Origin of the sequence: Rhodobacter sp. SY28-1, assembly GCF_005222785.1 — a bacterium.
Lineage (GTDB): Bacteria > Pseudomonadota > Alphaproteobacteria > Rhodobacterales > Rhodobacteraceae > Tabrizicola.
Genome location: NZ_STGH01000001.1, coordinates 1,538,116 through 1,553,517, shown reverse-complemented (window position 1 = coordinate 1,553,517; position 15,402 = coordinate 1,538,116). Strand labels below are relative to the sequence as shown.

Genomic DNA, 15,402 nt, shown 5'->3' with positions numbered 1-15,402 from the left:
CGGGCAGGAGGCTTCGGCATGAGCATGACCTGCTGGGAAACCATCCAGGCCTACAGCCTGCGCTCCATCGGGATCGGCGAGAACCTTCTGCCGAGATCCGACTTCACCATCTGCCAGCAGTTCACCCTGATCGGGTCCGGCCTGATCTGGAACCTCTACTTCGGCATCCTCGCCCTGGTCTTCGGCTTTTTCCTGGCCAATGCCGTGGCGCTGGCCAGGACCGCGCGCAACCCGCTGATCCGCAAACCCGCCGAATGGTTCGTCTTCGTCTTCCGTGGCTCGCCTCTCTTCATCCAGTTCTTCCTGGCCTACGAGGCGCTGGTCCTGCTGCCGAAGGAGTTCATGCTGTTCGGGGTCGAGATCAACACCTCCTGGACCACCCGCGCCTGGGCCGGGGCGCTTCTGGTCCTGTTCCTGAACACCGCAGCCTATTCCGCCGAGATCTTCCACGGGGCGCTGAAGTCGATCCCCAAGGGCGACCTTGAGGCGGCCGAGGCCTATGGCCTGACCGGCTGGAAAAAGTTCATCCGCATCGAATGGCCGACCATGCTGCGGCTCGGCTGGCCCGCCTATACCAACGAGGCGATCTTCCTGTTCCACGCCACGACGCTGGTCTACTTCTCGGGCTTTCCGGCCTTCGCGCAGAAGGGTGACGCGCTCTATTACGCGAACTACTTCGCCGACAAGACCTTCAACCCCTTCATCCCCTACCCCATCGTCGCCTTCTACTTCATCCTGCTGACCCTGGCCGTGACCTTCATCTATGGCAGGGTGAACCGGCGGCTGAACCGGCACCTGCCCTCGAATTCCCGGATGAAAATCCGCTTGCGTCCGAACCTGATCCGGTAGTAGGCTACTTTTGATCAAATTATCCGGGCACCCGCCCGGACCCTGCGGAAACGCCGAAAAGTAGGCCTGCGGGGCAAGGCGATCAAAATCAGGGGAAGGGCCAAGGGCATGGTCCGAACCTGCGCATGAGGCAGCCATGGCTGGCTGCGGGCGCGGGAGCCGTGCCCTGACCTCATAACGACATGACGATGAAAGATTACCTTCGTAAGCACCCCGACGTGCGCACCATCCGGGTGGCCGCTGCGGACCTGAACGGTCAGGCGCGGGGCAAGCGCGTCCCGGCCCGCTTTGCCGACAAGGTCGTGAAGGATGGGACGCGGTTCCCCTTCTCGGTCCTGAACCTTGACATCTGGGGCGAGGATATTGACGACAGCCCGCTGGTCTTTGAACAGGGCGACGCCGACGGCGTGTTGAAGCCCACCGAACGCGGCTTCATGCCGATGCCCTGGCTGGAGGCACCGACCGCGCTGCTGCCGATCTGGATGTTCCGCGAGAACGGCCAGCCTTATGAGGGCGACCCCCGCCACGCACTGAACGCTGTCGTGCAGCGCTACAAGGCGCGCGGCCTGACCCCGGTCTGCGCGATGGAGCTTGAGTTCTTCCTGATCGACGACAGCGGCAAGACCATGCAGGTCCCCGCGTCCCCCCGGTCCGGCAAGCGCCGCAAGGCGGCCGAGACCCTGTCGATCCGGGCGCTCGACGCCTTCGATACTTTCTTCACCGACCTCTACGACGCCTGCGAGGCGATGGACATACCGGCCGACACCACCACTTCGGAGACGGGCCTCGGCCAGTTCGAAGTGAACCTGATGCATTGCGACGACCCGCTGCGGGCCGCCGACGATGCCTGGCTGTTCAAGATGCTGGTCAAGGGCCTCGCCCGCCGCCACGGCTTTGCCGCAAGCTTCATGGCAAAACCCTATGCCGAATACTCGGGGTCGGGCCTGCACACGCATTTCTCGGTGCTGGATGCCAAGGGCGACAACATCTTCGATTCTGGCGGCCCCAAGGGAACCGCTCAGCTGCGCCATGCCGTCGCGGGTTGCCTTGCGGCAATGCACGATTCCACGCTCCTCTTCGCGCCGCATTTCAACAGCTACGAACGTCTGGTTCCCGACAAGCATGCGCCCACCGCGATCAGCTGGGGCTACGAGAACCGCACCGCCGCGATCCGGATTCCAGCTGGCAACCCCAGTGCCCGGCGGATCGAACATCGCGTGGCCGGTGGCGACGTGAACCCCTACCTGATGCTGGCCGCGATCCTGGGCGCCGCCCTGACCGGCATCGAGGACGAGATGGAGCCTGCGCCGCCGGTGACCGGCAATGCCTATGCGATGGACCTGCCGCAGATCCCCGCATCCTGGGAAGAGGCCATCGAGGCGTTCGAAAACTCGGACGTGCTGTATCGTTTCCTGCCGAAGGAACTGATCCGCAACCTGGTGCAGACCAAACGCCAGGAACTGCATTATCTGGCCGAGCTTACGCCCGAGGAACGGGTGGAACTGTATCTCGACACTGTCTGACCGCTCCGCGTTGGCCTTCGGCCCTCGTCGCTGACCTGCGAAGAGAAGCCGAAGGCGCACGACGAGCCTCTTGACCGGCCCGCGCTTCGCTTCCACCTTGAGGAAAACATAGGGATCAGAGATGCAGATCGGCATCCTTCAGACCGGCGAAAGCCCCGACGCCCTGCGCGCCGACATGGGCGATTACCCCGATTTCTTCGAGACTCTGCTGGCAGGCCGGGGCCTGACCTTCCGCCGATGGGCGGTGCTGCGTAATGACTTCCCGAAGGACGTGCACGAGTGCGACGGCTGGCTGATCACCGGGTCGCGTTTTGGCGCCTATGAACCGCACGACTGGATCCCGCCGCTGGAGGACTTCATCCGCCGCGCCTACGCCGAACATGTGCCGGTGGTCGGCGTCTGCTTCGGCCACCAGATCATCGCGCAGGCGATGGGCGGCAAGGTCGAGAAATATGCGGGCGGCTGGTCCGTTGGTCCCACCGAGTATGATTTCGGCGACCAGACCTATACCTTGAACGCCTGGCATCAGGACCAGGTGGTGAAAAAGCCCGAGATGGCAAAGGTCCTGTCGTCCACCGCTTTCTGCGAAAATGCGGCACTCCTTTACGACGACCGCATGTTTACCGTTCAGCCCCACCCCGAATTCCGCAAGGAATTCATGGCGGGCCTGATCAAGTACCGGGGGCCGGGTCTGGTCCCCGACGCGCTGCTTGCCGACGCCACCCAAAGGCTCGACAAGCCCACCGACAGCCCGTCGATGGCCGACCGGATCGCGGAATTCTTCCTGACCCACCAAGCCAAATCTGGGGCCGAGAAGCTCCGCGCCTGACCCGTTCGGCCGCGGGGGCCACCCCCCAACAATGTGTGACCTATGTCCAAATGGACCGACCAGCTGCCCGAGGCAGCGCGCGACTACATCGGCAACCGCCGGGTAGACGAAGTGGAATGCATCATCGGCGACATCGCCGGGGTAGCGCGGGGCAAGGCGATGCCGGCCGCCAAATTCGCCAAGCAGACCAACTATTTCCTGCCGAACTCGATCTTCCTGCAGACGATCACCGGCGAATGGGCCGACAACCCTTTCGACGCCTTCACCGAACCCGACATGATCCTGGAACCCGACTGGTCCACCGCCACCGCCGCCCCCTGGACCGCCGACATCACGCTGCAGGTCATTCACGACGCCAAGGACCAGCAGGGCAACCTGGTCCCCTTCAGCCCCCGCAACGTGTTGCGCCGCATCTGCGACCTCTACGCCGCGCAAGGGTGGCGGCCTGTGGTCGCCCCCGAGATGGAATTCTTCCTGACCGCCCGCAACATCGACCCGAACATGCCGGTGATCCCACCGATGGGCCGCTCTGGCCGCCGGGCTGCGGGGAAACAGGCCTATTCGATGTCCGCCGTCGACGAATACGGCAAGGTCATCGACGACATCTACGACTTCGCCGAAGCACAGGGGCTGGAGATCGACGGCATCCTTCAGGAAGGTGGCGCGGGGCAGATCGAGTTGAACCTCGCCCACGGCGACCCGGTCCGGCTGGCTGACGACGTCTTCTTCTTCAAGCGCCTGATCCGCGAGGCGGCGCTGCGCCACGACTGCTTTGCCACCTTCATGGCCAAGCCCATCGCGGGCGAGCCGGGTTCTGCGATGCACATCCACACATCGGTCGTGGATACGAAGACCGGCAAGAACATCTTCGCGGGGCCCAAGGGCGTGGAGACGGAGGCCTTCCTGCACTTCATAGGGGGGCTGCAGAAACACCTTGGCGCCGCCGTGGCCTTGTTCGCGCCCTATGTGAACAGCTACCGCCGCTACGTCCCCGACTTCGCGGCACCCATCAACCTCGAATGGGGCCGCGACAACCGGACCACGGGCCTGCGCATCCCGATCTCCTCCTCGGCCGCCCGGCGGGTGGAAAACCGCCTGCCCGGCATGGACTGCAACCCCTACCTCGGCATCGCCTCGACGCTGGCCTGCGGCTACCTGGGCCTGATGAACAAGGTCCAGGCTCGGCCGGAATTCTCGGGCTCCGCCTATATCGACAGCGAGGACATTCCCGCCACGATGGGCGATGCGCTGGACCTCTTGGACGAGGACCAGGCGCTGAAAGAGGTGATGGGTGTGGACTTCATCAAGGTCTACGACTCGGTGAAGCGCAACGAATACAAGGAGTTCCTGCAGGTCATCAGCCCGTGGGAGCGGGAACACCTGCTGCTGAACGTGTGACGCGATGAACCTCTTGCATGTGAACGACCGGCGGGGCGAATACCCCGCCAGCTACTATGCTGCGACGGCGGCACCGCTGGACCGTTTCCCGATCCTGAAAGGCCAGCAAAAGGCCGATGTCTGCATCGTCGGCGGCGGCTATACCGGGCTCTCGGCGGCGCTACACCTTGCGCAACGGGGCTATGACGTGGTGCTGCTTGAAGCGCACCGTGTCGGCTTCGGCGCTTCTGGCCGAAACGGCGGGCAGGTCGGGTCGGGCCAACGGCAGGATCAGGTCTGGATCGAGAAGACGGTGGGGAAAGAGAATGCTCACCGCCTTTGGGACCTGGCCGAAGAGGCCAAGACGCTGGTCAAGACGCTGGTGAAAGACCACGCCATGCCGGTGACCTTCCACCCCGGCATCGCCCACGCCTGCCGGTCCGAGGCAGAGGTTCGCGACACTCACGCTTACGCCGAAAAGCTGCGGCGCGACTATGGCTACCAGCACCTTGAATCGCTTGACAGAACCGGCATCCGCCGCCTGATCGGATCAACCGAATATGTCGGCGGCGAGATAGACCGCGACGCGGGCCACCTGCACCCGTTGAACTACGCCATCGGTCTGGCGCAGGCCGCGGCCCGGGCGGGCGTCCGCATCCATGAGATGAGCGAGGTTCACCGGGTCGAGCCCGGCGCGCGCCCCGTCGTCCGAACGCCATCGGGCCATGTCGACTGCGCAACGGTGATCCTGGCGGGGAACGGCTACCTTGGGCAGCTCAGCCCGAAGGTTTCGGCAAAAGTCATGCCGATCAACAACTTCATCGTCGCAACGGAACCTTTGGGTGAACGGGCGAAGGACATCCTGTCCGAACCTGTCGCCGTGGCCGACACCCGCTTTGTCGTCAACTACTGGCGTCTCAGCGAAGACAACCGCCTCCTCTTCGGCGGCGGCGAGTCCTACGGCTACCGCTTCCCGGACATCATCAGGACGGTCTCGAAACCCATGCTGCAGGTCTACCCGCAACTGTCCAAGACCCGGATCACTCACGCCTGGGGCGGAACGCTGGCGATCACGGTGAACCGGATGCCCTGCTTCACCCGTCCCGGCCAGAACATCCTGTCCGCTTCCGGCTACTCTGGCCATGGGGTCGCGATAGCGACGCTTGCGGGGAAGCTGATGGCCGAGGCGACGGCGGGCCAGATGGAGCGCTTCGACCTGATGGCGAGCCTACCGCAATACCGCTTCCCGGGCGGCGCGGCCCTCCGCTGGCCGCTTCTCGTCACCGCGATGACCTGGTACGCAATGCGGGACCGGCTGGGGCTCTGAAGCCACTTTCTTCTGTTCGAAAACATCCTGGGTGTCCGGGGACTAGCCCCCGGGGCTTCCGCCTCTCGACTCGCCAATCGCCAAGGGCCATATCTGTCCCATGTCCCTGCCGAACGGATTCCTCGACGAGCTTCGCACACGCGTCACCCTGTCCTCGATTGTCGGGCGCAAGGTCACTTGGGACATGCGCAAGTCGAACATGGCGAAGGGCGACTTCTGGGCGCCCTGCCCGTTCCACCAGGAAAAATCCGCCAGCTTCCACGTCGACGACCGCAAGGGCTTTTACTACTGTTTCGGCTGCCATGCGAAGGGCGACGCCGTCACCTTCGTGAAGGACTCCGAGAACCTGGGCTTCATGGAAGCGGTAGAGATCCTGGCGCGCGAAGCGGGCATGCAGATGCCCGCCCGTGACCCGAAAGCCGCCGAGCGCGCTGACCGACGGACGCTTCTCCAGCAAGTGATGGACGAGGCGATCAAGTTCTACCGCCTGCAACTCAAGACCGCCGCCGGGGCCGAAGCGCGGACCTACCTGTCGCAGAAGCGCCGCCTGTCGGAACAAGCCTGGGACCGCTGGGACATCGGCTGGGCGCCCGCCTCCCGCACCGCGCTGATCGCACACCTTGCCTCCAAGGGTATCTCCAATGACCTGATGGTCGCCTCGGGCCTGATCGCCAAGGCGGATGACGGCAGCCTCTACGACCGCTTCCGCGCGCGGATCATCTTCCCGATCAAGGACACCCGCGGCCGTCCGATCTCACTTGGCGGGCGCAGCCTCGACTCGAACGCGCAGGCGAAGTACCTCAACGGGCCCGAGACGGAACTGTTCGACAAGGGCAGGAACCTCTTCAACCACTCCCCCGCCCGGGAAGCCGCCGGGAAGGGCAAGCCGCTGATCGTCGCCGAAGGCTACATGGACGTGATCGCGCTGTCCGAGGCCGGATTCACCGCCGCCGTCGCCCCCTTGGGCACTGCAGTCACCGAAGACCAGCTGCGGATGATCTGGCGTATCGCCGACGAGCCGATCATGGCGCTGGATGGGGACAGCGCCGGGATCAAGGCCGCGCATCGGGTGATCGACCTTGCCCTGCCATTGCTTGAAGCCGGGAAGGCGCTGCGCATCGCGATCCTGCCCGGCGGGATGGACCCCGACGACCTTCTCAAGGCGCACGGCACCCCGGCGATGCAGGCCGTCCTGGACCAGGCGAAGCCCATGGTCCAGCTACTCTGGCAGCGCGAAACCGAGGGCCGCGTCTTCGACAGCCCGGAACGCCGCGCAAGCCTGGACAAGACCCTCCGCGGTCATCTGGCCCGGATCAACGACCCCTCGATCAAGTCGCACTACGCCGAGGAGATGAAGCGCCTGCGGCTGGAGTTGTTCGGCACGGCCCAGGCCCGCCCCTTCCAGCCCGGCCCCTGGCGCGGCCGCAAGTTCGCCCCGCCCGGTGGCGCGCTGGCCACGACCCGGTCGTCGCTTCTAGCGCAGGCGCAAGGCCCGGTGGACGAAATCCTGCGCGAGGCGGTGATCCTTGCCACTCTCATCCTGCACCCGGCGCTGATCCACCGATTTGAATCCGCGCTGGAACGGCTGGACCTGGCGGGCGAGGCGCACGACACGCTGCGCCAGATGATCCTGGCGGGCGCCGAGATGCCCGACCTTCACGCAAAGATCGCGGCTTCGGCCCCCGCGGCCCTTGACGCATTGATGTCGCGACCCCATGTCGCCATCGCACCCCCAGTCCGCAACCGCGAAGATGATGACCTCGCCGCACTGTGTCTGGCCGAGGAACTCGCGAAGCTTGAGGCCCGCCGGGGCGCGCACCGTGAAATCGAAGACGCGATGGAGGATATGGACGGCCTGCCTGACGAAGGCCTGACCTGGCGCCTTTCCAAGGCCGCCGAAGCCCGCCACCGCTCGGATAAAAGCGGCATATCAGACAGTTCGGACCTCGGCGAAGACCGCGCCGCCCTGTCAAGACATCTGCAATCCCTGATCGATAGCCAGGTCTGGGTCAAGAAAAACCGCTGATTCGGCCTTTCCCCCGGCCTGATTCGCGTTATTGATTCGACCAGCCCCGACTCGATTCGCATTCCTGCCGATTCGCCTTATGGAGACCCCATGGCCCTCAAGGACACCGACGACGCCAAGCCGGAAACCGATGACGCGGACGTCTCGCTCGACATGAGCCAGGCGGCGGTCAAGAAGATGATCGCCGACGCGAAAGAGCGCGGCTACATCACCTATGACCAGCTGAACACGGTCCTGCCTCCGGAACAGGTGTCTTCGGAACAGATCGAAGACGTGATGTCGATGCTGTCCGAGATGGGCATCAACATCATCGAGGACGAAGAGGTCGAGGAAGGCGAAGCCCCCGCCGGGGAACTCGTGGAAACCTCGACCAGCCGCGAGATCGCGGTTGCGGGCACCACGACCGAGACGCTCGACCGCACCGACGACCCGGTCCGGATGTACCTGCGGGAAATGGGTTCGGTCGAGCTTCTGAGCCGCGAGGGCGAGATCGCCATCGCCAAGCGGATCGAGGCCGGGCGCAACACGATGATCGCGGGGCTTTGCGAAAGCCCGCTGACCTTCAAGGCCATCATCATCTGGCGCGACGAACTTCTGTCCGAAGAAATCCTGCTGCGTGACGTCATCGACCTTGAAGCCACCTTCGGCCGCAGCCTGGACGGCGAGGAAGATCTCGACGGCCCGCCGCTTGACGAAGTGGGTGTGGGCGAAGCTGCCCCGCGTCGGCCCGCCAGCGCCGAGCCGGAACTCGACGCCGACGGCAACCCCATCCTGCGCGAGATGGACGAGGACGAGGACGACGAGGCCTCGAACATGTCGCTGGCGGCGATGGAAGCCGCGCTGAAGCCGCGCGTGCTGGAAACGCTGGACCTGATCGCCCGCGATTACGACAAGCTGGCCGAGATGCAGGAAAGTCGCATGAATGCGACGCTGTCCTCCTCCCAGCGCTTTTCCACGGCCGACGAGGCCGCCTACCAGAAGCTGCGGTCGGAAATCGTGCTCTTGGTCAACGAGCTGCACCTGAACAACAGCCGGATCGAGGCGCTGATCGACCAGCTTTATGGCATCAACAAAAGCATCATGACCATCAACTCCGGCATGGTGAAACTGGCCGATGCCGCGCGGATCAACCGTCAGGAATTCATCCAGGAGTATCAGGGCTACGAACTTGATCCCTCCTGGCTGGACCGGATGGCGCAGAAATCCGGTCGCGGCTGGCAGGCGCTGATCGAACGGTCGTTCGACAAGGTCGAGGCGCTGCGCAACGACATGGCCCGTGTCGGCCAGTATGTTGGCGTCGACATCAGCGAATTCCGCCGGATCGTGAACCAGGTCCAGAAGGGCGAGAAAGAGGCGCGTCAGGCCAAGAAGGAAATGGTCGAGGCGAACCTGCGTCTGGTGATCTCGATCGCCAAGAAATACACCAACCGCGGGCTGCAATTCCTGGACCTGATCCAGGAAGGCAACATCGGCCTGATGAAGGCCGTCGACAAGTTCGAATACCGCCGCGGCTACAAGTTCTCCACCTACGCGACCTGGTGGATCCGTCAGGCGATTACCCGCTCCATCGCCGACCAGGCCCGGACGATCCGTATCCCGGTCCACATGATCGAGACGATCAACAAACTGGTCCGCACCGGCCGCCAGATGCTGCACGAAATCGGCCGCGAACCGACGCCCGAGGAACTGGCCGAAAAGCTCCAGATGCCCTTGGAGAAGGTCCGCAAGGTGATGAAGATCGCCAAGGAACCGATCTCGCTGGAGACTCCTATCGGCGACGAGGAAGACAGCCAGCTGGGCGACTTCATCGAGGACAAGAACGCGATCCTGCCGCTGGATTCCGCCATTCAGGAGAACCTGAAGGAAACGACGACACGCGTGCTGGCGTCCCTCACCCCCCGCGAAGAACGCGTCCTCCGCATGCGTTTCGGCATCGGCATGAACACCGACCACACGCTGGAAGAAGTTGGCCAGCAGTTCAGCGTGACCCGCGAACGCATCCGGCAGATTGAGGCTAAGGCGCTGCGGAAGCTGAAGCATCCAAGCCGGTCTCGGAAGTTGCGGTCGTTCCTGGATCAGTGAGCGAATAGCCCGTGAACATCTCCGACCTGCGCGACGAAATCGCCTCTGCTGACGCGAAAGCTGCCTTCGACGTGATCGTCGAGGCATTTTCCTCGGCAGGGGATTTCTCTGTGGTCGCGCACGAGCAGGGCTTTCTCAACAGCCTGCGGATCAAGCGGGGCGAGGAATTCTGCTTTGCCGGAATACCGAATGATGAGTGGGTTCTGGCCTATATCCGCAAGCCAGAGCTGCGGCGGGGAAAGCTCACCCCGGAAACGGTGTTCGCAGCGTTTCCCGAGGCCCGTTTGACCAGCGGTGGTGAAATCACGTTGCGCATCTCCGATCCGAAGACGGCGAAACGCTGGATCGAAATGATTCAGGCCGCCGATCAGGGCTGACAGCCATCGGGCCCAAGTTCTCAGCCCCCCGACTCACCCCGTTCCATGCTATCCTCGCCGCCGTGGGAACCTGGGGAGGGATCGCCATGACCGTCATGAACGTCGTGCACATGCGGGTGAAGCCGGGGCAAGAAGCGGAATACATTCGCCTGCACAAGGACTTCGACATCAAGTCGATGCCGGGGGGCCGGAACTTCTGGCTGGTGAAGACGGGAGAGCGCAATTTCACCGTTGTCGGCGAATGGGCCGACATGGAGGCGATGGTGGCCGCCCGTCCGGCGATGATCGCCAGCCTCGACAAGCTGCGCCCGATCCTGGAAGACCTCGGCGGCGGTCGGGGCGTGACCGAGCCCTGGTCGGGCGAGGTGGCCCTGCATCTCGGCCAGTAGCGGGCCCGGCGAAGAAACCCAGGACCCGACGCCCTGGTCGGGATGCCTGACCTTGTGTCCTCGCGCCGGGGTCTCCACACTGCCGCCAAACCCGTGGAGCCCCCGATGCGCGCAGCCCTTTTCCTCGCCCTCCTCGCCGCCCCCGCGCAGGCCGCCTGCCAGGGGGACGAAGCCTTCTCCTGCCCGATCGGCAAGAAGACCGTCGAGATCTGCTACTGGAAGGGCATGCTGACCTACCGCTTCGGCCCTGAAGGCAAACCGGAGCTGACCCTCAACGAACCGCTGGAGACGGTGGACTACATGCCCTGGCCGGGGATCGGACGGGCGATCTGGGACTCGGTGGTGTTCACCAACCAGGGCGTGACCTACGAAGTCTGGTCCTCCTTCGACCGGTTGGACGAAAACGCGGTCATGGAAGGCGGGGTCAACGTGATGCAGGGCACCAAGACGCTCGCAGCACTTGCCTGCGACAAGGGCAGCGTCGAGGCCGGGCTGGACAGGATCAGCGACCTCAAGGCCGGGATCGGCCAGTGCTGGGACTATGACAGCCGCAGCTGGGGCCTTTGCAACTAGGCGGGCGGCGGGATCACCGCTTCCCAGGCCTCGCCCATCGCCAGGATGCAGGCCGTCCCGTCGGCATAGCTTTGCACCAGCGTCCAGTCGCCCGAAGCCTTGGTCCAGACCTCCAGCACCGTCTCGGTGTCGCGCAGGCCCGAGCCGGAGATTTCTGCCCCCTTCATCCGCTGCACCAGTTCTGACCGCGGGATGCAGATCACTTCCGCAATCGGGCTTTCGGCGGCGACCGGACCGGCCAGCAGGGCAAAGGGGATGAGTCGAAGCCACATGCATGGAATCGTAACACGATCATGACGCATTCCAACCGGTTTTCGGGCCAACCGGTTTTCGGGCCAACCGGTTTTCGGGTCAACACGCCTCGACGAAGGGCCAGACCGGATAGTCCATCCCCGCCGCCCGCAGGATCGCACACAGCCGCGCAGCCTGAACCCGCATCGGGGCGGACCGCAGCGCCAGAAAATCATTCCGCACCCCGCCAGCATCGAACTCCGGCAGCCGGGCGTCCAGCTTGGCGCGCTTGCGATCCGGGAACTGCGAATTGGCATGGCCCCGCGCGCGCTTTTCCGCGAACTCCTCCTGCGACTTGACCGCATAGTGGTGCAGCGCCGCGATCGCGGTATCCGGGGCGTCCGAGGCGGTCAGCCCGTCGAACACCACGTCCTGCCCCGAGGGTGAGACATAACGACCCTGCGCCACCGCCACCCTATGGATGCCCGTCCCCGACAGCCGGTCCCGCCGCCCGATGGCCTTGACCGTGCGGCTTTCCTTCGCCGCAGCGGGCAGCGCATCGGTAAAGCGCTCGATGACTGGCAGGGGCCGATAGCCCGACTGGCCACCGCTGCCGAAGACGATCCAGTTCACCGCGACGGCGGATACGTCGTCGGCAAAGCGGGCCAGGAAATCGCCAATGCTGGCGTCCCGGTGCAGCACGAGGAACTCGTCAGCGTCGAAGAAGGCGAGCCAGTCGGCATCAGAATGGTGCCGCGCATGTTCATAGGCCAGACGCTGCGGCCGTGCGCCCACCGAATGCGGCCAAGGCAGATGCACCAGCTCCCCCGCCTCGTCCAGGACCCGCAAGAGGTCGGTCGTGCCATCCGTGCTGTCGTTGTCGTAGATCACGACATCGGTGAACCCCAGCGCCTTGTGATGCGCCAGCCATTCGACCAGCGACCGGATTTCGTTCCGGACGATGGCGCAAAGCGCGATCCTTTGTTCTGCCATTCCCGCCAATCGACTTTCTGCAAGGACCAGGCCGCAGTCACGCTCCAAACCCTGCCCGACCCATGTAGCGGGTCGGGCTTTGCGCAATCAAGATGCGGTCGGTTCACGGCGATCAGGCCAGATTCGCGGTGAAGAAGGCCACAGTCCGGTCCCAGGCCAGTTCAGCCGCTGCGGCGTCATAGCGGGGTGTCGTGTCGTTGTGGAACCCGTGGTTCACTCCGGGGTAGATGTGCGCCTCGTAGGTCACCCCGGCCGCCTTGAGCGCCGCTTCATACCCCGGCCAACCCGAATTGATCCGCTCGTCCAATTCGGCGAAATGCAGCAACAGGGGGCATTTGATCTTTGCCACATCTGCCTCGAACCTCGGTTGGCGGCCATAAAACGGCACGGCCCCAGCGAGTTCGGGGAAGGCCACCGCGCAGGCATTCGCCACGCCCCCGCCATAGCAGAACCCCGTCACGCCGACCTTGCCGGTTGACGCCTCATGCGCCAGCAGCCATTCCACGCCGGCGAAGAAATCGTTCATCAGTTTGGCCGGGTCGACCGTCGTCTGCAGCTCACGACCCTTCTCGTCATCGCCCGGATAGCCGCCCACGCTGGTCAGACCGTCCGGCGCCAGCGCAAGGAACCCGGCCTTGGTAAGCCGTCGTGCGACATCTTCGATATACGGGTTCAATCCCCGGTTCTCATGCACAACCAGAACCGCCGGAAGCTTGCCCGTCGCGCCTGCAGGCCGCACTAGGTAGCCGTTGACCGACCCGTGACCGTTGGGCGACGGGTAGGTCACCCGTTCGGCCACGATCCCCGCATCATCGGCCGCCACCTGCTGGGCCAGCGCATAGTTCGGCGACAGCATGTTCAGAAGCATGACCGCCGTCACGCCGCCCACGGCCCATCTTCCGGCGCGGTCCAGGAACTCGCGCTTGGTGATATTGCCGTGGGCATAGAAGTCGTAAAGCTCCAGCAGTTCCTGATCGAAGTCCTTCGCCGTCATCCGTGTCATCGGTCGGTTCATCGGTGCCTCCTGTGACTATGCAGGGGAGTAGGGTAGCCCGAGACCGGCGACACGCCACAACACGACGGCGTGAGTCCTGCCCGCCACAGTGCCGCCCCCATATTCTGGGCCACAAATATAAGCCTTCCCGAAATCCTCGGCCCTCCCCTATAGTCAGTGTCAGGGAACCGGGGGAAACACCCGGCCTTGAGGCAGGAAGTCTAACAACAGCAAGGGAGGGGCCGATGCGCTGCCCATTCTGCGGCAACATCGACACGCAAGTGAAGGACTCGCGGCCGGCTGAGGATCACGTCTCGATCCGCCGCCGTCGCTTCTGTCCGGCCTGCGGTGGCCGCTTCACCACCTACGAGCGCGTTCAGTTGCGCGATCTGGTCGTCATCAAATCCTCGGGCAAACGCGAGGATTTCGACCGTTCGAAACTGGAACGCTCGATCCGGATCGCGATGCAGAAGCGGCCGATCGACCCCGAACGCATCGACCAGATGATCTCTGGCATCGTGCGGCGGCTGGAATCCCTGGGCGACACCGACATCTCGTCCAAGGTCATCGGCGAGATCGTGATGGAAAGCCTGGCCCGGATCGACACCGTGGCCTATGTGCGCTTTGCCAGCGTCTACAAGAACTTCCAGACCGCGGACGACTTCGACGGCTTCGTCAGCGAGCTTCGGCCCGGAGCCGCCGGGGAAGAGTGACCGACCCCGCCCAAGACCGGGACCACATGGCCCATGCCCTGCGCCTTGCCGCGCGGGGCCTTGGCAATACCTGGCCCAATCCTGCCGTCGGCTGCGTGCTGGTCAAGGACGGCGTGGTCGTCGGTCGCGGCTGGACACAGCCCGGCGGACGTCCGCATGCCGAGGTTCGCGCTTTGCAGCAGGCCGGGTCGCAGGCGGCGGGCGCCACCGCCTATGTCACGCTGGAGCCCTGCGCACATCATGGCCACACCCCGCCCTGCGCCGAGGCGCTGATCGCCGCCCGCGTCGCGCGGGTCGTCACCGCCCTGACCGATCCCGACCCCCGCGTGTCGGGCAAGGGCCACGCGATGCTGCGCGCGGCGGGCATCGCCGTGACTGAGGGCGTCCTGACCGATCCGGCAAACCGGCTGAACGCGGGGTTCCTGAAACGGGTGACGCAAGGCCTGCCCTTCGTGACGCTGAAGCTGGCCGCGACGCTGGATGGCCGGATCGCCACGGCCAGTGGCGAAAGCCGCTGGATCACTGGGCCCGAGGCGCGGCGCAGGGTGCATGCCATGCGCCTGGCCCACGACGCCGTCATGGTCGGCTCGGGCACTGCCGTGGCCGATGACCCCGACCTGACCGTCCGCGACATGGGGGCGGTCCGGCAACCCGTCCGCGTGGTTCTGGACCGTGCCCTGCGCCATAGCCCGGACAGCCGTCTGGGCCGCACTGCGGGTGACCATCCGGTCTGGATCCTGCATGGCACCTCTGCCCCGCAGACCGCCCGGGCCGCCTGGAGCCAGACCGGGGCCACCCTGATCGAAGTACCCGAGGCAGCAGGCCAGCTTGACCTGACCGCCGCACTGCGCAGCCTGGCGGATCGGGGCCTGACCCGCATCCTCAGCGAGGGCGGCAGCACTCTGGCCGCCGCCCTGGTGCGGGCGGGGCTGGTCGATGAGCTGATGCTCTTCTCTGCAGGCGCGCTGATCGGGGCAGACGGCCATCCCGCTCTTGGCGCCTTGCGCCTGAATGCACTGGCGGATGCCCCGCGGCTTGCTCTGGTCGAAACGCTGCAGGTCGGGCCTGACCTGATGAGCCTGTGGCAGATGCCCCGGCGCGATCCGCGCGCCTGACAGG

15 protein-coding genes are annotated in these 15,402 nt (G+C 64.8%); 12 read left to right on the top strand and 3 right to left on the bottom strand.

Annotated elements, in window-relative coordinates:
* Window positions 1-24 precede the first annotated feature (24 nt).
* The 10 genes from E8M84_RS07695 (at window position 25) to E8M84_RS07650 (ending at window position 11,352) form a co-directional block, all read left to right on the top strand.
* Window positions 25-849 carry an ABC transporter permease gene (locus E8M84_RS07695; RefSeq protein ID WP_137110867.1) on the top strand — a complete coding sequence of 275 codons (825 nt, stop codon included), beginning with the start codon at window positions 25-27 and terminating at the stop codon, window positions 847-849.
* 188 nt (window positions 850-1,037) lie between these two features.
* Window positions 1,038-2,372: a glutamine synthetase family protein gene (locus E8M84_RS07690; protein WP_137110538.1), complete on the top strand. Its 1,335-nt coding sequence runs from the start codon at window positions 1,038-1,040 to the stop codon at window positions 2,370-2,372.
* A 121-nt stretch (window positions 2,373-2,493) separates the two neighbouring features.
* Entirely contained in the window at window positions 2,494-3,201 is a 708-nt protein-coding gene (locus tag E8M84_RS07685; RefSeq protein WP_137110537.1) for a type 1 glutamine amidotransferase, read from the top strand.
* A 42-nt stretch (window positions 3,202-3,243) separates the two neighbouring features.
* Complete coding sequence (locus E8M84_RS07680; protein WP_137110536.1) at window positions 3,244-4,599, top strand: glutamine synthetase family protein; 1,356 nt, start codon at window positions 3,244-3,246, stop codon at window positions 4,597-4,599.
* A 4-nt stretch (window positions 4,600-4,603) separates the two neighbouring features.
* Window positions 4,604-5,905, top strand: coding sequence for an FAD-binding oxidoreductase (locus tag E8M84_RS07675; protein WP_137110535.1), 1,302 nt, complete (start codon window positions 4,604-4,606; stop codon window positions 5,903-5,905).
* A gap of 100 nt (window positions 5,906-6,005) precedes the next feature.
* Entirely contained in the window at window positions 6,006-7,931 is a 1,926-nt protein-coding gene (gene dnaG, locus E8M84_RS07670; protein WP_137110534.1) for a DNA primase, read from the top strand.
* A 90-nt stretch (window positions 7,932-8,021) separates the two neighbouring features.
* Entirely contained in the window at window positions 8,022-10,013 is a 1,992-nt protein-coding gene (gene rpoD, locus E8M84_RS07665; RefSeq protein ID WP_137110533.1) for an RNA polymerase sigma factor RpoD, read from the top strand.
* Window positions 10,014-10,024: 11 nt separating this feature from the next.
* Window positions 10,025-10,390: a hypothetical protein gene (locus E8M84_RS07660; RefSeq protein WP_137110532.1), complete on the top strand. Its 366-nt coding sequence runs from the start codon at window positions 10,025-10,027 to the stop codon at window positions 10,388-10,390.
* An 86-nt stretch (window positions 10,391-10,476) separates the two neighbouring features.
* Window positions 10,477-10,779, top strand: a complete 303-nt coding sequence (locus E8M84_RS07655) for a putative quinol monooxygenase (protein ID WP_137110531.1) — start codon at window positions 10,477-10,479, stop codon at window positions 10,777-10,779.
* Between the two features lie 105 nt (window positions 10,780-10,884).
* On the top strand, window positions 10,885-11,352 hold the full coding sequence (locus E8M84_RS07650) for a hypothetical protein (protein ID WP_137110530.1): 468 nt from the start codon (window positions 10,885-10,887) through the stop codon (window positions 11,350-11,352).
* Here the strand turns inward: E8M84_RS07650 and E8M84_RS07645 are convergent.
* The 3 genes from E8M84_RS07645 to yghX all read right to left on the bottom strand — a co-directional run bounded on the left by E8M84_RS07645 (window position 11,349) and on the right by yghX (window position 13,591).
* Window positions 11,349-11,624, bottom strand: a complete 276-nt coding sequence (locus tag E8M84_RS07645; RefSeq protein ID WP_137110529.1) for a hypothetical protein — start codon at window positions 11,622-11,624, stop codon at window positions 11,349-11,351. The genes E8M84_RS07650 and E8M84_RS07645 overlap by 4 nt on opposite strands.
* A gap of 79 nt (window positions 11,625-11,703) precedes the next feature.
* Entirely contained in the window at window positions 11,704-12,576 is an 873-nt protein-coding gene (locus tag E8M84_RS07640) for a glycosyltransferase family 2 protein (RefSeq protein ID WP_137110528.1), read from the bottom strand.
* 112 nt (window positions 12,577-12,688) lie between these two features.
* The gene (yghX, locus tag E8M84_RS07635) at window positions 12,689-13,591 is read right to left on the bottom strand and encodes a YghX family hydrolase (RefSeq protein ID WP_394347390.1); all 903 of its coding nucleotides are present in this window, start codon (window positions 13,589-13,591) and stop codon (window positions 12,689-12,691) included.
* Window positions 13,592-13,815: 224 nt separating this feature from the next.
* Between yghX and nrdR the strand changes: the two genes are divergently transcribed.
* The gene (gene nrdR, locus E8M84_RS07630) at window positions 13,816-14,283 is read left to right on the top strand and encodes a transcriptional regulator NrdR (RefSeq protein ID WP_128514091.1); all 468 of its coding nucleotides are present in this window, start codon (window positions 13,816-13,818) and stop codon (window positions 14,281-14,283) included.
* Window positions 14,280-15,398 (top strand): bifunctional diaminohydroxyphosphoribosylaminopyrimidine deaminase/5-amino-6-(5-phosphoribosylamino)uracil reductase RibD, encoded by a 1,119-nt coding sequence (ribD, locus tag E8M84_RS07625; protein ID WP_276607108.1) that lies wholly within the window; start codon window positions 14,280-14,282, stop codon window positions 15,396-15,398. The genes nrdR and ribD overlap by 4 nt, the downstream gene beginning before the upstream one ends.
* The last annotated feature ends 4 nt before the right edge of the window (window positions 15,399-15,402 follow it).